Source organism: Paraburkholderia fungorum, from assembly GCF_003610895.1.
Taxonomy (GTDB): domain Bacteria; phylum Pseudomonadota; class Gammaproteobacteria; order Burkholderiales; family Burkholderiaceae; genus Paraburkholderia; species Paraburkholderia fungorum_B.
The window spans coordinates 17,395-42,527 of the sequence record NZ_MCAS01000003.1; the positions used below are offsets into that span (position 1 = coordinate 17,395).

At 63.5% G+C, this 25,133-nt stretch carries 21 protein-coding genes; 10 read left to right on the plus strand and 11 right to left on the minus strand.

All coding sequences use genetic code 11. The features are described from left to right. Positions 1-24: 24 nt before the first annotated feature. Complete coding sequence (gene kduI, locus BCY88_RS04110) at positions 25-861, minus strand: 5-dehydro-4-deoxy-D-glucuronate isomerase (RefSeq protein ID WP_120343023.1); 837 nt, start codon at positions 859-861, stop codon at positions 25-27. A 304-nt stretch (positions 862-1,165) separates the two neighbouring features. Between kduI and kdgT the strand changes: the two genes are divergently transcribed. Beyond that, complete coding sequence (gene kdgT / locus BCY88_RS04115) at positions 1,166-2,188, plus strand: 2-keto-3-deoxygluconate transporter (RefSeq protein WP_120343024.1); 1,023 nt, start codon at positions 1,166-1,168, stop codon at positions 2,186-2,188. Between the two features lie 99 nt (positions 2,189-2,287). Here the strand turns inward: kdgT and BCY88_RS04120 are convergent, their stop codons facing one another. Then, positions 2,288-2,887 (minus strand): GNAT family N-acetyltransferase, encoded by a 600-nt coding sequence (locus BCY88_RS04120; RefSeq protein ID WP_120343025.1) that lies wholly within the window; start codon positions 2,885-2,887, stop codon positions 2,288-2,290. A gap of 159 nt (positions 2,888-3,046) precedes the next feature. Next, positions 3,047-4,492 (minus strand): NAD-dependent succinate-semialdehyde dehydrogenase, encoded by a 1,446-nt coding sequence (locus tag BCY88_RS04125; RefSeq protein ID WP_120343026.1) that lies wholly within the window; start codon positions 4,490-4,492, stop codon positions 3,047-3,049. A gap of 373 nt (positions 4,493-4,865) precedes the next feature. Here BCY88_RS04125 and BCY88_RS04130 point away from each other — a divergent pair, with 373 nt between their 5' ends. Then, on the plus strand, positions 4,866-5,069 hold the full coding sequence (locus tag BCY88_RS04130) for a cold-shock protein (RefSeq protein ID WP_007181784.1): 204 nt from the start codon (positions 4,866-4,868) through the stop codon (positions 5,067-5,069). Between the two features lie 129 nt (positions 5,070-5,198). Here the strand turns inward: BCY88_RS04130 and BCY88_RS04135 are convergent, their stop codons facing one another. The 3 genes from BCY88_RS04135 to BCY88_RS04145 all read right to left on the minus strand — a co-directional run bounded on the left by BCY88_RS04135 (position 5,199) and on the right by BCY88_RS04145 (position 8,059). Further along, positions 5,199-5,996 carry an ABC transporter ATP-binding protein gene (locus BCY88_RS04135; RefSeq protein WP_259461234.1) on the minus strand — a complete coding sequence of 266 codons (798 nt, stop codon included), beginning with the start codon at positions 5,994-5,996 and terminating at the stop codon, positions 5,199-5,201. Then, complete coding sequence (locus tag BCY88_RS04140; RefSeq protein ID WP_120343028.1) at positions 5,993-6,895, minus strand: ABC transporter permease; 903 nt, start codon at positions 6,893-6,895, stop codon at positions 5,993-5,995. Before BCY88_RS04140 ends, BCY88_RS04135 begins: the two co-directional genes overlap by 4 nt. 87 nt (positions 6,896-6,982) lie before the next feature. Next, positions 6,983-8,059, minus strand: a complete 1,077-nt coding sequence (locus tag BCY88_RS04145) for an aliphatic sulfonate ABC transporter substrate-binding protein (RefSeq protein WP_120343029.1) — start codon at positions 8,057-8,059, stop codon at positions 6,983-6,985. Between the two features lie 402 nt (positions 8,060-8,461). On the opposite strand from BCY88_RS04145, the gene hpnJ reads away from it, so the two are divergent. The 3 genes from hpnJ to BCY88_RS04160 all read left to right on the plus strand — a co-directional run bounded on the left by hpnJ (position 8,462) and on the right by BCY88_RS04160 (position 12,137). Then, entirely contained in the window at positions 8,462-9,883 is a 1,422-nt protein-coding gene (gene hpnJ / locus BCY88_RS04150) for a hopanoid biosynthesis associated radical SAM protein HpnJ (RefSeq protein ID WP_120343030.1), read from the plus strand. Further along, a complete protein-coding gene (gene hpnI / locus BCY88_RS04155; protein ID WP_120343031.1) occupies positions 9,880-11,064 on the plus strand; it encodes a bacteriohopanetetrol glucosamine biosynthesis glycosyltransferase HpnI in 1,185 nt (394 codons plus the stop codon). The genes hpnJ and hpnI (BCY88_RS04155) overlap by 4 nt, the downstream gene beginning before the upstream one ends. A gap of 80 nt (positions 11,065-11,144) precedes the next feature. Continuing rightward, a complete protein-coding gene (locus BCY88_RS04160; RefSeq protein ID WP_120343032.1) occupies positions 11,145-12,137 on the plus strand; it encodes a flippase-like domain-containing protein in 993 nt (330 codons plus the stop codon). Here BCY88_RS04160 and BCY88_RS04165 read toward each other — a convergent pair. Next, a complete protein-coding gene (locus tag BCY88_RS04165; RefSeq protein WP_120343033.1) occupies positions 12,119-13,519 on the minus strand; it encodes an ATP-binding protein in 1,401 nt (466 codons plus the stop codon). The two genes, BCY88_RS04160 and BCY88_RS04165, sit on opposite strands and share 19 nt — an antisense overlap. Further along, positions 13,519-14,178, minus strand: a complete 660-nt coding sequence (locus BCY88_RS04170; protein ID WP_120343034.1) for a response regulator — start codon at positions 14,176-14,178, stop codon at positions 13,519-13,521. Before BCY88_RS04170 ends, BCY88_RS04165 begins: the two co-directional genes overlap by 1 nt. Before the next feature lie 354 nt (positions 14,179-14,532). Between BCY88_RS04170 and BCY88_RS04175 the strand changes: the two genes are divergently transcribed. From BCY88_RS04175 to hpnK, 3 genes are read left to right on the plus strand one after another with little or no spacing between them, the layout of a single operon-like run. Beyond that, the gene (locus BCY88_RS04175; protein WP_120343035.1) at positions 14,533-14,874 is read left to right on the plus strand and encodes a hypothetical protein; all 342 of its coding nucleotides are present in this window, start codon (positions 14,533-14,535) and stop codon (positions 14,872-14,874) included. A gap of 12 nt (positions 14,875-14,886) precedes the next feature. Further along, positions 14,887-16,167, plus strand: a complete 1,281-nt coding sequence (gene hpnI, locus BCY88_RS04180; protein WP_120343036.1) for a bacteriohopanetetrol glucosamine biosynthesis glycosyltransferase HpnI — start codon at positions 14,887-14,889, stop codon at positions 16,165-16,167. After that, positions 16,157-16,981, plus strand: a complete 825-nt coding sequence (gene hpnK / locus BCY88_RS04185) for a hopanoid biosynthesis-associated protein HpnK (RefSeq protein WP_120343037.1) — start codon at positions 16,157-16,159, stop codon at positions 16,979-16,981. The genes hpnI (BCY88_RS04180) and hpnK overlap by 11 nt, the downstream gene beginning before the upstream one ends. 214 nt (positions 16,982-17,195) lie before the next feature. On the opposite strand, the gene BCY88_RS04190 is transcribed toward hpnK, so the two are convergent. The 3 genes from BCY88_RS04190 to BCY88_RS04200 are packed head-to-tail and all read right to left on the minus strand — an operon-like array spanning position 17,196 to position 22,856. Continuing rightward, the gene (locus tag BCY88_RS04190) at positions 17,196-20,246 is read right to left on the minus strand and encodes an efflux RND transporter permease subunit (protein ID WP_120343038.1); all 3,051 of its coding nucleotides are present in this window, start codon (positions 20,244-20,246) and stop codon (positions 17,196-17,198) included. Further along, entirely contained in the window at positions 20,243-21,388 is a 1,146-nt protein-coding gene (locus tag BCY88_RS04195) for an efflux RND transporter periplasmic adaptor subunit (protein ID WP_120343039.1), read from the minus strand. Before BCY88_RS04195 ends, BCY88_RS04190 begins: the two co-directional genes overlap by 4 nt. Beyond that, complete coding sequence (locus BCY88_RS04200; protein ID WP_404935673.1) at positions 21,378-22,856, minus strand: TolC family protein; 1,479 nt, start codon at positions 22,854-22,856, stop codon at positions 21,378-21,380. Before BCY88_RS04200 ends, BCY88_RS04195 begins: the two co-directional genes overlap by 11 nt. Before the next feature lie 215 nt (positions 22,857-23,071). Between BCY88_RS04200 and BCY88_RS04205 the strand changes: the two genes are divergently transcribed. After that, complete coding sequence (locus BCY88_RS04205; protein ID WP_120343040.1) at positions 23,072-23,731, plus strand: response regulator; 660 nt, start codon at positions 23,072-23,074, stop codon at positions 23,729-23,731. Further along, positions 23,731-25,095 (plus strand): ATP-binding protein, encoded by a 1,365-nt coding sequence (locus BCY88_RS04210; protein ID WP_120343041.1) that lies wholly within the window; start codon positions 23,731-23,733, stop codon positions 25,093-25,095. Before BCY88_RS04205 ends, BCY88_RS04210 begins: the two co-directional genes overlap by 1 nt. Positions 25,096-25,133 lie beyond the last annotated feature (38 nt).

Consider the following 25,133-nt stretch of genomic DNA (forward strand, 5'->3'; position numbering starts at 1 on the left):
GCACGTGCTGCAGGTCAATGCAGCTCAACGTAGATCACGCACTGCAATGTGATCCATATCGCTGAACACCTGATTCTCGCCAACCATGCCCCAGATGAACGTGTACGCGCGCGTACCGACGCCGGAGTGAATCGACCAGCTCGGCGAAATCACGGCCTGTTCGTTGTGCACGAGAATGTGCCGCGTTTCGCCTGGCTCGCCCATCATGTGAAAGACGGCGGCATCGTCGGCGACGTTGAAATAGAAATACACCTCCATGCGGCGCTCGTGGGTGTGGCACGGCATCGTGTTCCAGAGGTTGCCCGGTTCGAGCTTGGTCATACCCATCGAGAGCTGGCAAGTGGGCAGCACCTCGGGGACGATGAACTTGTAGATGGTGCGGCGATTACTTGTTTCGGGCGCGCCGAGCGTTTCGGGCGAGGCTTGCGCGAGTGAAATCGTGCGGGTGGGATACGACTCGTGTGCGGGCGCGCAGTTCAGGTAGAACTTCGCGGGGTGCGCGGCGTCGTCGCTGCCGAACGCGACGGCCTGTGCGCCCCTGCCGATGTAGATGGCTTCTTCATTGCGCACCGTGTAGCGCGTGCCGTTCACGTCGACCCAGCCGTCGCCGCCGATGTTGATCGCGCCCAACTCGCGGCGCTCCAGCAAATAATTGACCCCGATTGCCTTGCCAAGCGAGGCGGGCAGTTCGACCGCGCGCGTGGCCGGCCACACGCCGCCGACGATGATACGGTCGATGTGACTGTAGGTGAGTTGCAGCGCGTCGCGCTCGAACACGTGATCGACGAGAAACTGCTTGCGCAATCCCGCGGTATCCAGCGTCCTGGCGTACTCGCTATTGATGCTCTGTCTCACTTCCATTGTTCTTTTCTCCGGTCGGATTGGGCGCCCTGCCGTGCGGTATGGCGGCGCCGGTCTGCTCTGGACTGTAGCGCAAATTCTGGAATCTGGAACATCGGTCCGAAAATATTGCAACGCCACATCAAGACTGGCAAGGCTTTCAGGTGGACAGCGGGTAAACGATGAGCGGGAAGTCTATCAAAATCGGAACGTTGTTCCTATCACGATGCTATATTGCGCCGGAAAGGGAGTTGACCGGCGCAAGAACGGGACATTACCCCGGGTGATCCACCCGACAACTGGACGCAAAGTCCATGGAGGAGGCATGAAGCTCAAGAAGGCCATCGACCGCATTCCAGGCGGCCTGATGCTGGTGCCGTTGCTGCTCGGCGCCTGTGTTCACACGTTTGCACCGGGCGCGGGGAAATACCTCGGGTCGTTTACGAATGGCTTGATCAGCGGCACCGTGCCGATTCTGGCGGTGTGGTTCTTCTGCATGGGCGCGACAATCGACCTGCGAGCGACCGGCGTGGTGCTGCGCAAGTCGGGCACGCTGCTCGTGACCAAAATGGTGGTGGCGTGGATTGCAACGATCGTTGCTTCGCACTTCATACCGATTGACGGCGTCAAGGCCGGCCTGTTTGCCGGCCTGTCGGTGCTTGCGATCACCACGTCGATGGACATGACCAACGGCGGTCTCTATGCGGCTGTGATGCAGCAATACGGCAGCAAGGAGGAGGCGGGCGCGTTCGTCCTGATGTCGATCGAATCGGGGCCGCTCGTCAGCATGATCATTCTCGGCGCGACCGGTGTGGCGTTCTTCGAGCCGCGGCTGTTCGTCGGCGCGGTGCTGCCATTTCTGATTGGCTTCGCGCTGGGCAATCTCGACAGCGACCTGCGCGAGTTCTTTGGCCGCTGCGTGCATCCGCTGATTCCATTTTTTGGTTTCGCGCTCGGCAACGGCATCGATCTGAATGTGATCGTCACAAGCGGCTTGCCGGGCATCGTGCTGGGCCTCGGGGTGATCGTCGTGACGGGTATTCCGCTGATCCTCGCGGACCGCTGGATCGCGGGCGGCAATGGCGCGGCGGGGTTGGCGGCTTCGTCGACGGCCGGGGCCGCGGTGGCGAATCCGGCGATCATCGGCGAGATGATTCCGCGCTTCAAGCCGCTGGTGCCGGCGGCGACCGCGATGGTCGCGACGGCTTGTCTCGTGACGGCGATTCTCGTGCCGATTCTCACCGCGCTATGGGTGCGCCGGCATCATGCGCGCGATGCGTTGCGTGAGGAGTTTGCCGCAGCGACGACGCCACCGCAGCCGCTGGGCGAGCGGGACGTGCACGTTTGAGGGGGCGGGGCGGCTGCTTTGCGCCTGAACGCAACGGAGCGGGGGGCGCGAAGTGAGAAACCAGAAACGAGAAGCGAGCAATGTGAGGTGAGCCGATTCTCACCGCCCCAGCTTTCTCTCCAGCATCGCTTTCACTTCCGCCCATTCGTCATCGATGATGCTAAAGCGCACCGAGTTGCGCTTGCGTCCGTCCGGCATGATCCGTTCATGCCGGACAATGCCTTCCTGTTTCGCGCCAATCCGCAGAATCGCCGCTCTTGATTTCTCGTTGAGTTCGTCTGTGGTGAACTGCACGCGCACGCACTGCATGGCTTCGAACGCATGCGTCAGCAGAAGGTACTTCGCTTCGGTATTCACCACCGAGCGTTGCATCGACTCACTCAGCCACGTGTGCCCAATTTCCAGCTTCCGGTTCACCCGGTCGACCTTCCAGAACCGCGTGCTGCCGACAATCGCGCCGGTATCGCGCCTCACGATCACGAACGGCATCACCGTGCCGGCCGCGCGCCCGTCGAGTGCGGTTGCAATGTAGCCGCCTATGGTTTGCGGTCCCGGCACGACGGTCAGCTTCATGTTCCATAGCTGCCCGTCCGCGGCGGCGTCGAGCAGGCCCTGCGTGTGTTCCTGCTCGAGCGGCCGGAGTTCGACGCTTTGTCCGGTCAGCGTGGGTTGCACGAGGTGAGGGCGGATGTCGTTCATGGTGAGGCGGATCTTTGTTGCAAGAAAAAAAGTCCGCGAACGAGCGCTCGCGGACCTGGCATTGTGTCAAACCGGCGGACGAGGCGGCAGCCTCGCCCATCAAGCCTCGCGAGCCCGATGGACTCGACGGGCTCGACGGCCGCGACGGCCTTTAGCGTCTTAAGCCGACATCACCGAAACCGACTTGGTGACCAGATAGCCTTCCATGGCTTCCGGACCGCCTTCCGACCCATAGCCCGAATCCTTCACGCCGCCAAACGGCATTTCCGGCCAGGGCGTGGCGGGCTGGTTGATCCACAACATGCCGACTTCCATCTGTTGCGACAGCAGGTGCACGTTGCTGAACGATTTCGTGAACGCGTAGCCCGCGAGACCGTACGGCAGGCGATTGGCCTCGGCGATCGCTTCTTCGAGCGTGTCGAAACCGCGGATCGCGGCGATCGGGCCGAACGGCTCGTTGTTGAACACGTCCGATTCGAGCGACACGTTGGTCAGCACGGTCGGCGCGAAGAAGTTGCCCTCCGAGCCCACGCGTTCACCGCCCGTTTCGACCTTCGCGCCGGTCTTGCGCGCATCGTCGAGCACCTTGCTCATCGCGGTGAGGCGGCGTGCATTGGCGAGCGGTCCGATGGTCGTGCCTTCCGCCAGACCGTCGCCGAGCTTGAGGCCTTCAGCATGCTTGACGAGCGCCGCGGCGAATTCTTCGCGGATGCTGTTGTGCACCAGAAAGCGCGTCGGCGAGATGCAGACCTGGCCGGCATTGCGGAACTTCGCGGCACCCGCGGCCTTGATGGCCAGCGCCACGTCGGCGTCTTCGGCCACGATGACGGGCGCATGACCGCCCAACTCCATCGTCGCGCGCTTCATGTGCGCGCCGGCGAGGGCGGCCAGTTGCTTGCCGACCGGGGTCGAACCGGTGAAAGTGACCTTGCGGATCACCGGGTGCGCAATCAGGTAGCTGGAAATCTCAGCCGGGTCGCCGAACACGAGGCCGACCGTGCCGGCCGGCACGCCGGCTTCGACGAACGCCTGCAGCAGCGCCGCCGGCGACGCCGGGGTTTCTTCCGGCGCCTTCACGAGGAACGAGCAGCCGCACGCGAGCGCCGCGCTCAGCTTGCGCACGACCTGGTTGACCGGGAAATTCCACGGCGTGAAGGCGGCCACCGGGCCGATCGGCTCCTTGAGCACCGTTTGCTGCGCTGCCAGATTGCGCGACGGCACGACCCGGCCGTAGACGCGGCGGCCTTCGTCGGCGAACCATTCGATGATGTCCGCTGCCGAGAGCATTTCGATGCGCGCCTCGGCGAACGGCTTGCCCTGTTCCTGGGTCATCAGCCGGGCGATGTCGGAGGCGCGTTCGCGCACCAGCGCGGCGGCTTTGCGCATCGTGGTGGCCCGTTCGTTGGCCGGAATCTTGCGCCAGACTTCGAAACCGCGTTGCGCGGCGGCCAGCGCCCGGTCGAGATCGGCAATGCCGGCATGCGCCACCTTGCCGATAGCCTTGCCGGTGGCAGGGTTGATGACGTCGAGGGTTTTGCCGCTGGCGGCGTCGCACCACTCGCCGTTAATCAGAAGACGGGTATCGGTATAGCTCGAGGTGGCCATGCTGGGTTCCTGTAAGTGGGAAAACGACAGGCCGCGCGGTCGGGGGTACTGGGCTGAACCTGCGCGGCCAGGGATGGACTGCCGATAGCAAACATCTTATCTGATTGCACGCGATCGCATCGGCGCGCTGTGCTGGGACAGTGCGCGGCATGGGCCTTGCTGCCTTGGTTGCCGCAGCGGACAAACGCCTGCCTGAGCGGTGCCGCGCAAACAGGCGTAAAGTCAAGCAGCAGTCGCAGGAACCGGCGGGAGCCAGCAGCAGGGAATGGTGCGGCGAGTGCGCAGAAAGCGGCACTCGATGCAACGGTCGAAAGCAGCAGGTCATAGACGGTGAATGCAACCCGATCAACCAAGGTGCAAACGAGGAATCGACATGCCAACCGGTACAGTGAAGTGGTTCAATGATGCGAAGGGCTTTGGTTTTATTACACCGGACGACGGTGGCGAGGATCTGTTTGCCCATTTCTCGGAAATTCGCAGCGAAGGTTTCAAGTCGCTGCAGGAAAACCAGAAGGTCAGTTTCGAAATCAAGCAGGGACCGAAGGGCAAGCAGGCGGCCGATATCAAGCCGGTGTGAGGTCGTAGCAGCAGTAGCCGGTCCGCACGCCCAGGGGTGCGGGCCGGCAGAATTTCCAAGGGGCGAGGGCGATGCAGTCGTGCTCGCCACTCGGGCTTACGCCGACTCGCATAAAACGTGAATGTCCGGCTAGGCCCACGCGGCGGAGGTGTCTGGCGCCGCGCCAATCCCATCGAGCAATTCGTTTCGCACGCTGGCGAGTGCGCTGTCGCGCCGGTCGCGCGGATGCGGCGCGGCAACGCCAATGTCGCGCACCAGCCGCCCCGCGCCATGCCGGCCCGACGTGTTGAGCAGCAGGACGCGATCAGACAGATAGAGCGCCTCATCCAGATCGTGTGTGACGATCAGCGCCGCCGTGCCGTGGGCGCGCGTGAGCGTCAGCAACAGGTCCTGCAGACGCATGCGCGTCATGGCGTCGACGGCGCTGAACGGTTCGTCGAGCAGCAACAGGTCGGGCTGGGAGAACAGGCCACGCGCGAGTGCCACGCGTTGCGCCATGCCGCCCGAAAGCTGCTTGGGCAGCGCCGCGCCGGTGCCGGCCAGAGCGACCTCGTCGAGCAATTGGATGACGCGCTGCTTCACGGGCAGACTCGCCCCTTGCCGTGGACCGGCGGAAAACGCGATGTTGTCGGCCACGCTGAGCCATGGCAGCAGGCGAGGTTCCTGAAAGATCACACCGAGGCGCGGCGAGGGGCCGCGCTGCGCGTGCCCGTCGAGCATAATTTCACCCTCGAAATCGCGATCGAGACCCGCCAGCACGCGTAACAGCGTGCTCTTGCCGCAGCCGCTCGGGCCGACCAGGCTCACAATCTCCCCACGCGCCATATCGAACGCCACGCGTTCGAGTACCGCACGCGTTTCGTAGCGCTTGCTTACGGCGCGAACCTGGAGCAGCGGCGGCTGACCGGAAAAGCTGGCCGTACTCAACGCACACCTCGTGCGGCAGAGGGCTCGTTCGCGGTATCGCGCCATGACAGCACATGCGCTTCGAACGCTTTCAGGATGCTGTCGCTGAGCTTGCCGAGCAGGGCGAGCAACAGGATCGCGCCGAACACGAGATCGGGCCGGCCGGTTTCGCGGCCATCGCTCAGCAGATAACCGAGGCCGCGGGTAGCGGCGATCAGTTCGGCGGCGACCATGAACATCCAGGCGAGACTCAGGCCCGTACGCAGTCCGGTGAAGATGTGCGGCAAGGAGGCGGGCAACAGGATGCGTGTGAACAGCGCCCGCCGGCTCAAACGGTTGACTTCGCCGAGTTCGATCAGTTTTCTGTCGACGCCGCGAATGCCGGCCACGACACTCAATTGCACCGGGAAAAACGCCCCGATGGCGATGAGCGTGATTTTCGGTGCTTCGTCAATGCCCATCCAGAGCAACAGGATCGGCACCCAGGCGAGCGACGGAATCGCGCGCAGTGCCTGAAACGCGGGGTCGAGCAGTGCGTCGAGGCGGCGGCTCAAGCCCATTGCCGCGCCGAACACGAGCGCGAGCGCGGAGCCGATGCCGAAACCCGCGAGCACGCGCATCGCGCTTGCTCCCACGTGGCGGCCCAGGCGCTCGCCGCCCAGTTGCCACAGCGTCTGAGCGATCGTGCTCGGCGCCGGCACCAGGTGCTCCGGCAGCACCGCAGCACGCACCAGCGCTTCGATCGCTGCAAGAAAGACCAGCGGCAGAATCAGGCCGGCGATGCGCCAGCGCCTGAGCGGATCACGTGGCCGTGGCGCGGCGGCGCGCCGCGGGTCGGCGGCTGGCTGAGCGTGACGCAGCGCGCGGTCGTCGGCCGCCTGCGATCGGTGATGAAGCGCGAACGATTCGTCGTTAGCCATGGGAGTCGGTCGAATGGTTCGCAAGCGTTGGCGTATTGGTCACTGGCTGGCCACTCATCGGGCATGCATTGAGCGCTTATCGACCACTCACTGGCCGCTATTTGCGGCGATAACCGGCTGTGCCGTCTTCACGTCGATCAAGGCGTCGATCACCTGATTCAGATCCGTGCCCGGTTTCACCAATTGCTCCTGCACGAGAATCGGCGCAGCTGCCTTGAGCGCGGCCAGTTGCTGCGCGCCCGGCTGCGGACGGCTGAAATCGTTGCGGCTCAGTTGCAGTCTGGCGACCGGCAGCGACAGCTTAGATTCTTCCGCGACGATCTTCGCAGTTTCGTCCGGATGCGCAGCGATCCACACGCGCGCCTTTTCGTAGACCTTGAGCACCTGCGCGAGCGTTTCGGGATGGTCGCGAATAAAGTCCTCGCGAGCGTCGAGCAGGCCCCACGTGTTGAAGTCGACGTTGCGATACAACAGCTTCGCGCCGTCGTCGATCTGTGCGGCGGCCATGTGCGGGTCGAGCCCGGCCCAGGCATCCACCTGGGCGTTGGCGAGCGCGGTGCGCCCATCCGGGTGCTGAAGATTGACGATTTCCACGTCGTCGCGCGAGAGGCCCGCGGTGTGCAGGGCGCGCAAGGTGAAGAGGAAAGGGTCCGTGCCCTTGGTGGCGGCGATCTTCTTGCCCTTCAGGTCCGCGAGGGTTTTGATCGGCGAATCCTTGCGCACGACAAGCGCGGTCCACTCAGGCCGCGAGAAAACGTATACCGCGCGGATCGGATTGCCGTTGGCTTTGGCGAGCACGGCGGCCAGACCCGCTGTCGAGCCAATATCGATCGCGCCGCTGTTCAGATATTCGAGCGCGCGATTGCTGCCGAGACTCAGCACCCATTTGACCTGGGTGTGCTGCGGCGCGAGTTCCTGCTCGAGCCAGCCGTTGCGTTTGATGACGAGGCTTTCCGGCGAGTAATAGGCGTAATCGAGTTTCAGTTCGGCAGGCGGCGCGGCGCGCGCGATGCCCGGCGTGAGGAAGGCGAGGGCGAGCGTGGCCGTTGCCGCTGTCAGCAGCGCGAGGCGGCCGGTTTGCCGGCGTTTCGCATGTCGCGGGTATGACGGAATCGAAAAAAGCGAAGAAAGGACAAAGCGCGCCGCGCCCCGCGGGATGTTCATTGACTGATCCTGAGATGGTCGTTTGGTTTTGACCGGTCAATGTAGTCAATGCGCGTGCCGAACTGAACGAATAAAAACTCACAATCAAAGCAGATCGGGCGCTATGGAGGCGCGTGGTTCTTTTCTGCCTGACGGGCTATTGGCCTTGTGCGGGCGGCCATACGTCGCGGTTGTGGCGAAATCATTGTTTCGCGATAAAGTACACAGGCGCAGCTGGGGTGAAGTCCAGGATTAACCGTTTAGAACAGCCTGGGCCAGGATATGTTTCTTAAGGTTTCCTTCAGCTTTGCTCCGTAGTATTTGCGCGATTCCATGTGCCCGCTTACGTTGTGGCGGGCAATCGTTCCGATAGTTTTCCGACAGAAAACTGAAAGCGCCGATCAAAGGCTTGCTGGAGCACTCATGAAAACCCTGTTCTTACAGGCGCCGTCGTACGACGGCTTCGACGGTGGCGCGGGTTCGCGCTACCAGGCCAAGCGCGAAGTGCGCTCGTTCTGGTATCCGACCTGGCTCGCGCAGCCCGCTGCGCTCGTCCCCGACAGCCGTGTACTCGACGCCCCTGCCGACGGCCTGTCCGTCGAAGCGTCGCTCGACATAGCACAGCAATATGACCTGGTGGTGATTCACACCAGCACGCCGTCCTTTCCCACCGACGCACTGTTTGCCGAAGACCTGAAGAAGCGCAAGCCTTCGGTGCTGATCGGCATGGTCGGCGCGAAGGTCGCGGTCGATCCGCACAATTCGCTGACCGCGAGCGAAGCGATCGATTTCGTCTGCCGGGAGGAGTTCGACTTCACCTGCCAGGAAGTCGCCGAAGGCAAGCCGTTCGCCGGCATCAAAGGTCTGAGCTATCGCGCCGCCGACGGCTCGATCGAACACAACGAAGCGCGCCCGATCCTCGAGAACATGGACGAGCTGCCATTCGTGGCGCCTGTGTACAAGCGCGATCTGAAGATCGACAACTACTTCATCGGCTATCTGAAGCACCCGTATGTGTCGATCTACACGGGCCGCGGCTGCCGTTCGAAATGCACGTTCTGCCTGTGGCCGCAAACGGTGGGCGGGCATCGTTACCGCACGCGTTCGACCGAGAACGTGCTGGAAGAAGTGAAGTGGATTCGCGACAACATGCCTGAAGTCAAGGAGATCATGTTCGACGACGACACCTTCACCGACTTCAAGCCGCGCGTCGAGGAAATCGCCCGCGGTCTCGGCAAACTGGGTGTGACGTGGTCGTGCAACGCCAAGGCGAACGTGCCTTACGCGACGCTGAAGATCATGAAGGAAAACGGCCTGCGCCTGCTGCTGGTCGGCTACGAGTCCGGCGACGACCAGATCCTGCTGAACATCAAGAAGGGCCTGCGCACCGACATCGCGCGCCGTTTCAGCGAGGATTGCCGCAAGCTCGGCATCAAGATTCACGGCACCTTCATTCTGGGGCTGCCCGGCGAGACGCAGGACACGATCCAGAAGACCATCGAGTATGCGAAGGAAATCAATCCGCATACGATCCAGGTGTCGCTCGCCGCACCGTATCCCGGCACGACGCTCTACAACCAGGCGGTCGAGAACGGTTGGCTGGAAGAGAACAAGGTCATCAACCTCGTCAGCAAATCCGGGGTGCAGCTCGCGGCGATCGGCTATCCGCATCTGTCGCGCGACGAGATCTACCACCAGCTCGAAAACTTCTATAAGCGCTTCTATTTCCGGCCGTCGAAGATCTGGGAAATTCTGCGTGAGATGCTCACGAGCTGGGACATGATGAAACGGCGTCTGCGGGAAGGCGTCGAATTCTTCCGCTTCCTGCGCGCTCACCAAGCGTGAGCGCCTTGCATCTGCTCGCCGTCACGCTTGCCTATGCGTGTGCGGCGGGTGCGGTTTTCGGCATCGCCTACACGGTGCTGACTAGCGCGCTGATCGGCCGGTTCTTCGCGAGAGCGGTGTCCGAGCCGACCAGTTTCCCCCCGGTCACGATCGTCAAACCGTTACACGGCAACGAGTGGGCGTTGCTGGCCAATCTGTCGAGCTTCTGCCGGCAGGACTATCCAGGTCCCGTGCAATTCATCTTCGGTGTGCACGATTCGGCCGACCCCGCCTTGCAAACCGTCGACGAGCTGCGCCGGCTGTATCCGGAAGCGGACATCACCGTGGTCGCGGACGCGCGCCTGTATGGTCCGAACCGCAAGATCAGCAACATCCTCAATATGCTGCCGCAGGCCCGCCACGACGTGCTGGTATTCGCCGACAGCGACGTGAGCGTCGAGCCGGATTATCTGCGCAATGTGATCGGTGAATTGCAGAAGCCAGGCGTCGGTCTCGTCACCTGTCTCTACCGCGGCGCGCCCGATCCCGGCTTCTGGCCGCGCATGTCGGCCAAGGCCACCAACTATCAGTTCCTGCCCAGCGTGGTGACCGGACTCGCGCTCGGCCTCGCGCGTCCGTGCTTCGGGCAGAGCATCGCGATGCGACGCGACACCCTCGAAAAAATCGGCGGTTTCACACCGTTCGTGAAGCATCTGGCCGAAGATCATGCCATCGGCGAAGCGGTACGCATGATTGGCGAGAAGGTGGTGATTCCGCCGTTCACGATCTCGCATGCCTGTGTGGAATCGAGCGCGACACAACTGATCGCGCACGAACTGCGCTGGAGCCGCACGATTCGCCGCATCGATCCGCTCGGCCATCTCGGCTCGGCGCTGATTCATCCGCTCGCTTTCGCCGTGCTGGCCATCGCCTTCTCGGGCGGCGCGCCGTGGTCGTGGCCGCTCGCGCTGAGCGCCGTATGCGCGCGGCTCGCGCTGAAACTGCTGTCCGATCGCGCGTTGCGGCAGACGCGCCGTGACCTGTGGTTGTTGCCGTTATGGGATATCGTATCGTTTTGCATTTTTGTGGCGAGCTTCTGGTCCTCGCACGTGATCTGGCGCGGCTTCAGTTTCAAGGTGGACGGCGACGGCCTGTTGTCGGCCGTGCAGGACGGAATGACGGATGAACAGCAGGTTGGATAAGCAATGATGCACAGGTATCTGGAAGCGGGTGGCGAGGACAGTTCGGCGTGCCTGAGGCGCGCGCCAGGGGCGGCCGCGCGATGATGAAGCATCTCGGCCGCATTGCCGCGCTGGCGGGCCTGCTGGTGTCGCTGTGGCTCATCTGGCAGGACAATCCCGGCGCCGTGTTCTCGGCACTGCGCGCGGCGGGGGCCGGGCTCCTCGTGGCGGCGCTCGCACACGTGCTGCCGATGATCGCCAATGCCTGCGACTGGCGCTCGCTGATACGGGGGGCGAACCGGCCGGGCATCGCCAATATGCTGCATCTGGTCTGGGTGCGCGAATCCGTGAATAGCATGTTGCCGGTGGCGCGTATCGGCGGCGAAGTCGTGTCGTTCAGAATGCTCAGGCGCTGGGGCGTGCGGCCCTCCACGGCGGTGGGCAGCATCATTGTGGACATGCAGCTCACGGTGATCAGCCAGTTGCTGTTCACGATGGTCGGCATCGGGTTTCTGTTCGCGCATGCACATTCCGACACGCTGCGGCTCGCCGGGCAGCTGGCGTGGGGCGTGGTGGTGCTGACGCCGCTGCTGGTGCTGTTCGCACTCGTGCAGCATGCCAGTCCGTTCGAGCGCATGACGCGCGTGCTCAATCGTATGACGAGCGGCAAGCTGGCCACGCTGGTCGGACAATCGGCGCAGATCGATCAGGCCATCAAGCTGATCTGGCGCCGGCGCGGCGTGGTGCTGCGCTATCTGTTCTTCTGGCAGCCGCTGCAATGTTTCCTGACGTCGCTCGAAATCTGGCTCGCACTGTATTTTCTCGGCGTTCACATCACCCTGGTCGAAGCGGTGGTGATCGAATCGCTGATCCAGGCGATCAGCAGCGCGGCTTTCTTCGTGCCGGGCGGCCTGGGGGTGCAGGAGGGCGGTTTTATTCTGATCGGCGGCGCGCTGGGCCTCGATCCTTCCATCTGTCTCGCGCTCGCCGGCGCGCGCCGCATTCGCGATCTGCTGATCTTCGTGCCCGGACTCATTGCGTGGCAGTTTGCCGAGTCGTCGAATCGCGAGCCGATTCAGTCGTCTCGCGCATAAGCGGGAAACGATACCCTCACCGCGAGGCCGCGCTCGCCAATACCCGAACCCAGGTGCAGGGTCGCCCCGAAATGCTCGGCGATTCGCGCGACGATCGAGAGGCCCAATCCGCTGCCGGTAGCCTGATTGCCGGTGGCGCGGAAGAACCGGTTGGTGAGACGCGTGAGATCGCCGGGTGCGACGCCGGGGCCGTCGTCGCGAACGATGAGCTCGACCCGGCCGACCTCATAATGCACGGCCACTTCGACGCTGCCGCCGGCGCTTCCGTACTTGATGGCGTTATCGAGCAGATTGTCGAGCAGGATGCCCATTAGCACAGGTTCCGCGTTGATCTCCGCGCGCATATCGCCCGTCAGCGTGACCTGAATGTCTTTCTGTTGCGCATTGCGTTCGTTGGCGAGCAGCGCGTCTTTTGCCACTGCGGCGGGTTTGAGCGGCGCGGTGGAGAGTTTCTCGTGCACGTCCAGACGCGCGAGCAGCAGCAATTGCTCCGCGAGCCGCGCGCTGCGGTCGACGCCTTGCACCACACGCTCCATCGCCACGCGCTGCAACGCGGCGTCCGGTTCGGCGAGCGCGACTTGCGCCTGAACCTTGATGGCGGCCAGCGGTGTTTTCAGTTCATGAGCGGCGTCGGCGGTAAACGCCCGTTCGCGTTCGATGGAGTGTTGCAGGCGCGACAGCACGAGATTGATCGCGTCGACGAGCGGCCGTACCTCGGTCGGCGCCCGGCCAATGTCCACCGGCTCCAGGCGGTTGATGTCGCGTGCGCGAATAGCGCCCGAGAGCACCTTGAGCGGTGCGAGACTCCAGCCGATGCTGAACCAGACCAGCAGCGCCAGCACCGGCAGCGCGAGGAGCGTGGGGCGCGCAATCCGGCTCGCGACGCCGCTTACCAGGTCGCTGCGCGTATTGGCCGGTTCGAACACCCGTACCGTGTGGCCAAGCGCGGTGTCGCGCAAGGTGAACGTGTGCCATGCCTGGGCGCCGAGCGTCATGTTTTGCGCACCGCTGACGGGCGGCACGGGCAAATCCCAGGCCTGCAGGGTGTGCAATTGCGGGCTGCCCGCCAGCACGTCGCCGTTGGCGCTGCGCACCTGAAATAGCGCGTCGCGCGGCAGCGCATCGTCGTCGTCGCTATCATTCGCGCCGGCTTCGCCGCCTTGTTCTTCCTCGCGCAAATCGATGCGCGCGTTGGCCAGCGTGGTCAGATTGCGCTGGTCGAGCAGCGCAAGGATTTGCGCGATCTCCGCGAGGCGCGCCTCTTCCCATTCGCTGACTTCGTGCTTGGCCTGACGATAGCTCGAGATCAGCGCGATGCCCCAGATCAGCACGATACTGGTGAGGATCAGCAGCATCAGGCGGCGGCGTATCGAGGCCGGCATTACGCTTTCTCCACCACGTAGCCGATATTGCGCACGGTTCGGATCAGCTTCGCGCCGAGCTTTTTGCGCAGGTTGGACACGTGGACTTCGATTGCATTGCTCTCGATTTCTTCCTGCCAGCCATACAGACTTTCTTCCAGACGCGAGCGCGACTGCGGAATGCCCTGGTTGGTCAGCAACTGCATCAGGATCGCCCATTCACGCGACGTGAGGGGCACGCGTGTATGGCCGATCTCGACGGTTTGCGCGGCGGGGTTGACCGTCAGATCCTGATAGCGGATCACCTCGACGCTGCGCCCTTGCGCGCGGCGCAGCAGGGCCCGGCAGCGGGCAATCAATTCGGTGAGATCGAAGGGTTTGCCGAGGTAGTCGTCGGCGCCGGCTTCGAGGCCGCCGACACGATCCACCACGGTGCCTCGCGCGGTCAGCACCAGCACCGGTACGTCCTTGCCGGCGTCGCGCAAGCGCTTCAGCAGGTCCATACCCGATACCCTGGGTAGACCCAGATCAAGCAAAACCAGCGCATAGGCGGTAGTATCGAGCGCGAGACTGGCTTTGTGACCGTCGCGTGCCCAATCCACCGTGAAACCGGCTTGACGTAGCCCCGCTTCAATACCGCAGCCGATCAGGTCGTCGTCTTCTACGAGGAGTACACGCATGGGGAAAGATTCCGTTCGATGTTTATTGCATCGCGGCAAGCGCTTTTCGTTTATGTAAGCGTCAAGCCGCGTATTCGAAGTGTAACGATCATGTCCACGACACGCTTTATACCTCGTTATTCCTTAAGGTTTCCTTCAGCTAGAATCGCTACTATCGCCCCTGAATTGTTACTGTCGTGTGGCCGTCACGCGCGCGCGGCATTACGCCGAGTTGTCAGAACATTGCAACTTAATCGTAAGAACATCGACCGAAAGTACGGCCGGCGCTTCGGTGGGCGCTTTCGTCAGCGCTTTTTCCGGCGAATGGCGCCACCCCACGTCGACCTGCGTTTCTTCGGGCCACGGGATCACGCCATGAAGCCAGCCACGATCGACATGTTGCGAGCCCATCTGATGGTGGCTTCGCTCACGGCCATGGGTACCCAGGTGTTCGTCTTGCTGGTACTGCTGGTCACGCCGGGTTCCCAACAGGTCTTCAGTTCCACGAGCTTCCAGTTCCTCGCGCTCGCGCTGATCGCGAGCGGCGTCGTCGCGATGCGCCAGCTCGCCCAGGCGGCTTTCAATCTCGCTTTTCAGGGGCAGCACGCAACGCAGGGCGGCCGGCCAGTGTTGATCGAAGCGGATTGTCCGCGGCGCTGGTTTGTCGTGCTTCATCTGCGCTTCACGGGCAGACCGTTCGTGCTGGCCGGGCATTGACGGACGCACGCGATGGCAGCGCACACATTGACAACATATCAATGGGTCCTGTTATTCGGCTGCATGTCGGCATCACTTTATGCGATGCTGGCAGCGGTCGCGATGCCGTTTTTCGCGACGCGCCGTGCACGGACGGCAAAGGCCGTAGCGGCTGCACGTGCCACCACCGGGACCCCTGAGATTCAAGCGCCTTTTGCCGGTGTCGGCGTGAGCGTGCTCAAGCCGTTGTGCGGCGCCGAGCCGCGTCTCTACGAGAATCTCAGAACCTTTTGCGACCAGCGTCACGGGAAATTTCAGCTCGTGCTGGGCGTGTCTTCGCCGGACGATCCCGCCATTGCCGTGGTGCGGCGTTTGCAGGCGGCGTACCCGCGGCACGACATCGAGCTTGCGGTCGATACGCGTGTGCATGGCAGCAATCTCAAGGTCAGCAATCTGATCAACATGGCGGAGCGGGCGCGTCATGAGTTGATCGTGATTGCCGACAGCGACATCGCGGTCGAAGCCGATTATCTCGACAGTGTGGCGGCGCCGCTCGCCGATCCGCGCGTGGGGGTCGTGACCTGTCTTTACTCGGCGCAAGGCGTAGGCGGATTCTGGCCGCGCGTGGGTGCGTTGTTCATCAACGAGTGGTTCGCCCCGTCGGTGCGCGTCGCGCATGCGGTCGGCTCGCGCCGCTTCGGTTTTGGCGCAACGCTGGCGTTGCGGCGCGCGACGCTCGAGCAGATTGGCGGTTTCGACGCGTTGAAAGACTGTCTCGCGGACGATTACTGGCTCGCTGAACACGTGCGCACGCTTGGGCTTCGCACGGTGCTTTCGCGCGTGATGGTGGCCACCGACGTGATCGAGCCGACCTTCTCCGCCCTGTGGCAGCGTGAGACGCGCTGGCTGCGCACGATCCGCTCGGTGAACCCGCTGGGCTTTGCGTCCTTGATCATCACATTCCAGACCCCGTGGCTACTTGCTGGCGCATGGCTGACCCATAGCCTCGCGAACGGTCCGTTCGACGGACTGCATCTGTGGGCGGCGCTGATGAGCGGCGCGTGCACGGCGGCCGGTTTTGCCGCGCGCATGCTGTTGCATTTGCGTGCCGCGCGTCACGAGCGCACGTTCTGGCGCGACCTGTTGCTGGTGCCGCTGCGAGATGTCCTGCTGGCCTTCCAGTGGCTCGCGGGCGCGTTTGGCTCGCATGTGGTGTGGCGCGGCAAACGCGTGCCGGTCGACGCCGCCACGGCGACCACGCGACCTGCGGCATTGCGTGTGATGGATGTCATGGAGACGTCGGATGGCGGCTAAGCCACGCGGGCTGATTGTCACGGCCGACGATTTCGGTTTGCATGAACGGGTGAATCTGGCGGTCGAGCAGGCACACCGGCACGGTGTGTTGACGGCTGCGAGCCTGATGATCGGCGCGCCTGCCGCGGACGATGCGGTAGCACGTGCGCGTGCGCTGCCGGGGTTGCGGGTTGGCCTGCATCTGGTGCTGGCCGACGGCGCCGCCGTCACGCCGCGGGCCGGGATTGCGGCGCTCGTTGACGAGCATGGACGGTTTGGCGACAACATGGTGCGCGATGGCGTGCGGTTTTTCTTTCTGCCGCATGTTCGCAAGCAGCTGGCGCGGGAGATTCGCGCGCAATTCGAGGCGTTTGCGAAGACGGGGTTGACGCTCGATCATGTCAACACGCACAAGCATTTTCATTTGCATCCGACGGTGCTTGGGTTGATTCTCGAGATTGGCCGCGAGTACGGGATGCGGGCGATGCGTTTGCCATTCGAAGTGAGCGCGCCGCTGTGGTTGCGGCCGTGGATTTCGCAGGTACGGGCGAGGTTGGATCGGGCTGGGGTCGTGCACAACGATTATGTGGTTGGGATTGCTGATAGTGGACGGATGGATGAGGCGGCGTGGTTGACCGCGCTTGCTGATTTGCCCCACGGGGTGGGGGAGATTTATTGTCATCCTGCGCTTGCCGGCGATCGCGTTTTGAGTCATGGGATGCGGGATTATCGGCATGCGGATGAATTGCAGGCGTTGTTGTCGCCGAGAGTCGCCGAGGCGGTTCGGAAGTTGGGGGGGCGGGTTGGTGGGTTTGGGGATGTTTTGAAGAAGTGAGGTGGTTTTTTGCCTGCGCGGTGCTTGGGTTGTGGTTTTATGGCTTTGGCCTTTCCTTGAATTGTTAATGGTTTATTAGTGTTGCCCCGCACAGGGGCAACACTAATAAACCACGAACACAGCAAGGAAAGGCCAAAGAAACCAGAGCAAGAAAAGGCCAACGCCGTAGGCATACAGACAAAAAAGCGCCGCGCAGGCAAAAAACCCAGCATTTTCAAATGCCCCCCTCCTTCATCAACAACTTCAACAACACCGGCAAAAGCAACAAAACCAACGGCAACTGCACAATCAATCCAGAAATAATGGCAACCGCCAAAGGCTGCTGCATAGCCGCCCCTTGCCCAAGAGCAAACGCAAGCGGCAGCAGTGCAAGAATCGCCGCAATAGTCGTCATGGCAATCGGCCGCAACCGATTCCGCCCCGCTGCGACAAGCGCCTCCTCAAACCCAACACCTTCGTCCCGAATCAACCCCTGCAACTCCGAGACATAAAAAATCGCCACCTCAGTCACAATGCCGAGAATCATCGTCATCCCCATCATCGCGGAGATGTTCAACTCGATACCCGTCACCCACAAGCCGATAAATACGGCACCCGCGGCCAGCAAGGGCATCGCCATCACCGCCAGCGCAACGCGCAAGCGCTCGTACAAAAACAACAACAACCCAAACACCAACGCAATCGCCGCACCGAACACGGTCAGCAAACCCTTGAAGGCAATCTGCTGTTGCTGGTACAACCCACCCAGTTCGTAATACACGCCAGCCGGCAATACGCCCCCATCGCTCAGCACACGCTGTACGTCCGCAATCGTCGAGCCCAGATCGCGGCCGTCGATGCGCGCGGTCACCGCCACCATCCGCTTGAGATTGTCGCGGCTGATTTCCGGTTGCCCCGTCACCGTCACCTGATCGGCGACACGATCCAGCGCGAACAGATGGCCGTCCGGTGCGCGAATCTGCAACTGCCCCAGTTGCGTATCGGTCAGCTTCAGTGCGCCGGCCACACGTACCCGCACGCCCACCGTCTTCGGCCCGCGCTGGAATTGCGTCGCCACGTTGCCTTCGACCATGTCGGACACGGCCTGCGCAATCGATTGTGGATCCATGCCCTCAGCCGCTGCCGCCTCCGGCCGGATATGCAGCTCGAGTGCGTCGCCCGCCGGGTTGATACCGTCGTTCACGTCCACCACGCCCTGAATCTTGCCGATCTGTGCGGCGACCCTGCGGGCAGTGGTGTCGAGCGTGGTCTGGTCGTCGGAATAAATCTTGATCTGGACCGGCTGTGGCACCGCGGTCAGGTCGCCGATCAGGTCCTCCATCAGTTGTGCAAGCTCGATGCTCACACCGGGCACCTGCGTTTCGATTGACGAACGGATTTCCTCCATCACCGTTTCGATCGGCTCACGGCCACCCGATTTCAGCCGTATGAAGAAGTCGCCCTTGTTGGGCTCGTTCAGATCGCCGCCAAGACCGGCGCCGGTGCGTCGCGAGTAAGTGGCGACGTTCGGATTCGCGCGGATGATGCTCTCGATCTGCTTCATCAGCCGGTCGGTCTCGGTCACGGAGGTGCCCGCTTCGGTGTGATAGTCGAGCACGAAGCCGCCTTCGTCCATGCCCGGCATGAACCCGCTGCCCACGCGGGTGAATGCGAACGCAGCCACCACAATGAGCGGCAACAGGCCAAGCAGCACGAGAGGCGGGCGCGCCGTCACGCGCTCGATCAGAAAGCCGTAGCGCCGGTTCATCCATGAGGCGAAGCGCGTTTCCTTGTGCTCTTCGGCGTCTTTGGGCGTGAGCCAACGGTCGCACAGAATCGGCACCGCAAGCCACGTGACGAGAAACGAAATGAACAGGGCGCTTGCCATCGTCACCGAGAGGGCCTTGAAGAACGCGCCCGTGACACCCGATAGAAACGCGAGCGGCACGAAAATGATCAGCGTCGCGGCCGACGATCCGGCAAGCGGCCGCGTGAATTCGAGCGCCGCCGCCATCACGCGGCCATGGAATTTCTGTGCCCCGCCTTCGCGCATGCGTCGCACGATGTGTTCGATCATCACGATGGCGTCGTCGATCACGAGGCCGACCGCGGCCGCCATCCCGCCGAGCGTCATGATGTTGAAGCCCATGCCGAACACGTCGAGCAGCAGGATCGTGGCGGCCATCACGACCGGCACCAGCGCGACCGCGATCGCGGTGATCTTCCAGTTACGCAGGAAGGCGAACAGTGTGAATGCGGCCAGCACCACGCCGATCATGATCGCGTCGCGCACACTGGTGGCCGAGGCGATCACCAGTTCGCTCTGGTCGTACCAGTTCGAAAGATGCACGCCCGCCGGCATCTGATGCTGGAAGTCAGCGAGTTTTGCACGGATCGCCTTGGCCATCGCCACGCTGTTCGCGCCTGGCTGCTGATAGACGTTGAGCAGCACGGCGTCCTGACCGTCGGCCGTGACACGCATCCATAGCGGCACGACGCCCTGACTGACGGTCGCGATGTCGCCGAGGCGGATTTGCGTGGCGCCGTTGGCCGACACCACCACGTTGCGCAGTTCGTCGAGTTGCGTAATCGTGGCGTTGGCAATCACGAGGTACAACTTGTAGTGATCCTCAATACGGCCGGTGGCCATCAATACGTTGCTCGCACCAATCGCTTTCGACACGTCGGAGAGCGACACCTTGTACGCGGCGAGACGCGCCGGATCGATCGCGACTTCAAGTTCGTCCTGCGCGCCACCGGTCACTTCCACGCGCGCGACGCCCTCCACTGACGACAGCAGCGGCCGCATCTGGAACTGCGCGAGGTCGCGCAGCGCCGACAGCGATTGCTGTTTCGACGTCAGGCTATAGGCGAGCACCGGGAACACGGTCGGGTCCATCCGCCTGACCTGCATCGCGGTGCCCTGGGGAAGCGTGGCGAGGATCTCGCTGATTGCCGACTGAGCCTGCAGCGTGGCTTGCGCCATGTCGGTGCCCCAGTCGAAATTGATCGAAATTTCCGCTGCTCCGCGGCTCGTGGTCGATTCGACATCGCGTACATTCGGCACACGCCGCAGCGCCTCTTCGACCGGCATCGTGACGAGCGTGGCCATCTGTTCGGCGGGGCGGTCGCCGGCGTCGAGCGAGACGACGGCGCGCGGAAACGCGACGTTCGGGAACAGCGAGATCGGCAGGCGAAACGCGGTCAGGGCGCCCGCGATCGCCAGCAACGCAATCACGAACAGCAGTGAGCGCCGGTGCTTCTGCATCCATTGACCAAAATTCATCGCGGCGCGCCTCCGTCGGGTCGCACCGCCATGCCGTCCTTCAACTCATAGTTGCCGCTGACGACGAGACCTTGCGCGCCGTCGAGCGGGCCGTCCACACCGTAGCGCTCGCCGTTCTCGACCTGGATCGCCACCGCCACGCGGCGCGCCCTGTTTTGCGGCGTAATCTGGAACACGTACGCGCCCGTGCCGTCTTTCAGCACGGCGGCGCGCGGAACGATCCAATGCGTGCCGCTGCGCGTCGCGATATCGGCGCTGACACGCGTGCCGGGAATGAACGCGCTCTGTTCGAGCGGAACGTTTGCGCCGACGTTGACGAGCTGGCTTTGTTGATCGACCGATGCGCCGACCAGCACCACGCGGCCGTCCACCGCAGCCTTCGCGAGCGAGGTGGACAGGCCGTGCAGCGTGACCGTGTCGCCGGCATGGATAGCGGGGACGTCCGATGGCTCAACGCCAAGCATCACGTTTGCACGCGCATCGTGGCCGTTGCCGCTGGCCAGTTGCAGGATTGCTGCGCCGGCTTGCAGCTGATCGCCCTGTGCCGCCGAGATCTGCAGAACCACGCCGTCGAACGGTGCCGTGATGAGCTTGTTGCCGGATGCGACGCCCGTCTGGTTCTGCGCGGCGAGCGCTTGCTGCGCATCGTCGGCAGCCTTGCGGGCGGTGGCGAGTTGCGATTGCGTGGCGAGTCCGTTGTCGTACAGCGATTGCGTGCGTGTGAGTTCGCCTTGCGCCAGCGTCACGGCGCTTTTCGCCTGCGTGGCAGCGAGTGCGGCGGCAGGATCGGCTTGCACGACAAAAAGCGGCGCGCCGCGCATCACACGTTGGCCGGCCTGGACGCGCATCTGCACGATACGCGCGAGGTACGGCAGATTCACCGTGGTCAGGTTCGACGCGGACGCCGCGACGATGCCATATGCACGAACCGGTTGCGCAATGACGGCGCGCTGCGCCCGGACGGTTTGCACGGATACGACGGCCTGGTCGGCTGCATCGCCGCCGGCCGGCGCATCGGCTGTATTGGCTGCGCTGGACGCACCAGCTGCATGAACGGCGGCGCTCGCCACCGCGAGACAGGCAAGCGCGCTCGCACAAGCGGCAATACGCGGCCGCCACGCCGAAAGTAGGCTATTTCGCATGAGTTCCGGTAAAGGATTGATCTGAGGAAAAGGCGTCGGGGATCGCGCTGCCCAGCAGCACCTGCAAGCCGACGCGTTGTTCGGCGAGCGATTCGCGCAGCGTGGCCACGTCGACACGTTTGGTGAGCGCCGCGCTTTGCGCATCGGTGTAGGCGCCGAGCGCGAGATTGTGCTGCGCGTAGGCCGCGGCCGCGTGCTGCGCGGCGAGCTCGGCGTCGGGCAACGCAGCCTCGGTCTGTTGCAGCTGCCGCGCGAGAATCACGCTGTCCGCGCGCAAATGAGCGACATCGGCATAAGCCTGGTTCAGGCGCGATTGATACTCGTCGCGCAGGCGTTGACGCGTTGCTTTTTCGATCGCGACATTGCCCTGATTACGGTTGAAGATCGGCAGGCTCAGATTGATCTGGAAGCCGCTGGTGTAGATGTTCGACGTATCTCGCGCTCGCACGAAACCCACGGAGAGGCTCGGGAACTGGCTGAGAATCGCCGCGCGATATTTCTGCTCCTGCGCCTCATAGCCCGCTTGCAGCGCAATCAGATCCGGGCGTCGCTGTGCGAGTTTCGCAAGCGCGGCATCGAGCGTTGCGTCGGGTAAGTCGGTCGTGTCTTCGCTGCCGGCAAGTGGCAGTTGCACGTCGGGCGCGAGGCCGAGCAGCGCGTTCAGATCGTGATGAGTCTGTTCCGCGGCCCGTTCGGCATCGGTATATTGCTTGCGTGCGTCGCTGTAGGCGGTGAGCGCGGCGCTCAGTGTGTCGTCGGTCAGATTGCCGTCGCGGCGTGCCTGCGCCATGCGTTCGTAGCGCGTGCGCGTGAGATCGCGCTGCTGTTGCAGCAAGGGCAGCGTGTCCTGCTGGAAGCGCGCCTTGATAAACAACTGCCGCGCCTGGGCGACGATCTGCCATTCCTGCCACAGCAGGCCGAGATCGGTTTTGGCGACCGTCGCGTCGGCGGATTGCCGGTTCGCGCTGCGCAGCACGATCGCCATCACGTCGATGCTCAGACCGTAATTGAACGCGCGCGTGGTGCCGGCCGCGCCCGGGTAATCGCTCGAGACGCTCAGTTGCGGGTCGGGCAGCAGTCCGGCTGAATAGGCCTGTGCGCGGGCGATGCCGAGATCGTCGCGGGTCAGTTTCAGGTCTGGATTGTTCGCCACCGCAAGCATCGCGACTTCGTCGATATCGAGTCCGTCGGAGGGGTCGAAACGATGCGCGGCCAACTCGGGCAACGGCATGGTGGACGGATCGATCTGGATGCGTTCGAGCGCGCGCGCGGAGGTCGACGTATCTTGCGGCGCGAGCGGCTCGCGGTGATACCACGCGCACCCGCCAAGCAGCATCGCGCAGAGCGGCACCAGCGCGCGCAACCGTGCTGCGGGAATAGCCGTGAACGAGGCGGCTGCCGAGGCTGCTTGTCGTGTTGCTGAACCAGCGGCCGAAATGGCTGTTGCAGCGGCGTTGAAAACGGGCAAAATCCGGCTCCTGAACAAAGGGTGAGACAGCCGCGAACGAATGTCCCGGAACAGGTGCCGATTCTGCGGATCGGGAGCTTAAGGCACGCTTAACGCAGATTTAAGCGTCCCATCAGCCTCCCTTCAGCGTCGCCTAAGCTTCCCCTAAGGAGGGCTTAAGGAAGCGTTAAGCTAAGGGGCCGGACAATGCAGGCAAACTGGAGAGAGGAGAGGCCATGCGTCTGCTACTCGTCGAAGACGACGACATGATCGCGGAAACGGTATTGGGCGCGATGCGCCGTTCGGGCTACGCGATCGACTGGGCCGATGACGGCCGCGCGGCGGAACTGTCGCTGGGCAACGGCGTATACGATCTCGTACTGCTCGATCTCGGCTTGCCGAAGAAGGACGGTATCGAAGTACTGAGCGCCTACCGCAGGAGCGGCGGCGCCGCGCCGGTGATCATCCTGACCGCGCGGGACGCGGTCGAAGACCGGATTCGCGGCCTCGATGCGGGCGCGGACGATTACCTGATCAAACCCTTCGATCTCGACGAACTGGCCGCGCGGGTGCGCGCGCTATTGCGGCGGCGCACCGGCCAGAAGCAGCCCATCTACGCCCACGGCGAGCTCACGCTCGATCCCGCCGCGCACGAAGTCACCAAAGACGGCGTCGTATTGCCGCTCGTGCCGCGCGAGTTCGGCTTGTTGCAGGCGTTGATCGAAGAGCCCACGCGCGTGTTCACCAAGGCCGAGCTGGAGGAAAAGCTCTACGGCTGGGGTGAGGAGGTGGGCAGTAACACCATCGAGGTGCACGTGCACAGCTTGCGGCGCAAGATCGGCGCGGAGCAGGTGGTGACCGTGCGCGGCGTGGGTTACCGTCTGAAGAGGTGCTGATGACGTCGATTCGCCGCTGGCTGCTCGGCTGGCTGATTTTCGGGCTGGCCGCGGCCTCGGGCGTGGCCGCCTTCGGCATATTTCACACTGCGCGCGAAGAAGCGAGCGAACTGTTCGACTACGAATTGCGCACGATAGCGCTATCGCTGCCGTCGAGTCTGGCCGGCACGGGCGACGGCGAGCATCGCAGCCCCGACCTGGGCGATCTGGCCGACGATCGGGTCGTGATCGAAATCTGGGACCGTTCCGGCACGCTCATTTATCACTCGAGGCAGGCGCCGGTATTCGCACGCCTGCCTGAGGGCTTCAGCACGGTCGAGCACGGCGAGAGTCATTGGCGCGCGTTCGGCGTGCAGCAGCGCGAGCGCTATATCCAGGTTGCGCAGCCGATCTCCGTGCGCGAGGACCTTGCGCTGCAACTGGCGCTGCATACGCTGTGGCCGCTCGCCGTGCTGGTGCCGGTGACGATCCTGCTGGTGCTGCTGGTGGTGGCAAGAGGGCTCGCGCCGCTCGGCGGGCTGACGCGCGCGCTCACCACCCGCTCGCTCGATTCACTGGAGCCGTTGCGTCTGGACGGCAGCGTGCCGGTCGAAATCAAACCGCTGGTGGGCTCACTCAACGATCTGCTGCAGCGCCTCTACGTCGCTTCGCAGGCGCAGCGCACGTTTATCGCCGACGCCGCGCATGAATTGCGCTCGCCGCTTGCCGCATTGAAGCTGCAACTGCAGGCGGCTGCCCGCGACGGTTCGTTAAAGGGCGAGGGACAAACGCTGGAGCGCGTCGAGGAGAGGGTCAACCGGATCATTCATCTGGTGCAGCAATTGTTGGCGCTCGCGCGCGAAGACGCGCATCCCGTGACGTCGATGGTGCCGGTGAGCCTGCGCCGGATCGGCGAGCAGGCGGTGGGGGATTTGTCGCTGCTGGCGGAATCGGCGGAAATCGATCTCGGGCTCGAATGTGAAGATGCTCGCGCCGGCTACGACACGTACACGGTGCTGGCGGAACCGCATGGCATGAGCGTGTTGCTGGGCAATCTGATCAATAACGCGATCCGGCACACGCCGCCAGGTGGCCGTGTGGACGTGATTCTGAAGCGCGCGGGCGAGCGTGTGGGGTTCGATGTGGTCGATAGCGGCTCGGGGATACCGGAGGCCGAAATCGAGCGGGTTTTCGATCGCTTCTATCGAGGGGAGGACGCCCAGGGCGAGGGCAGTGGGCTTGGTCTCGCGATCGTGGCGCGGATCGCCGCGCGGCATCAGCTTGGACTTTCCCTACGCAATAACGTAGGGCGGCCTGGCCTGTGCGTGTCGGTTTCTGGGCTGGCGGCGCACGAGCCCGTAGCGTCAGTTGCGGTCAAAAGCTGATTGTTTGCCGCCACTGGCGTGCAACGCTTCGCCGGCTG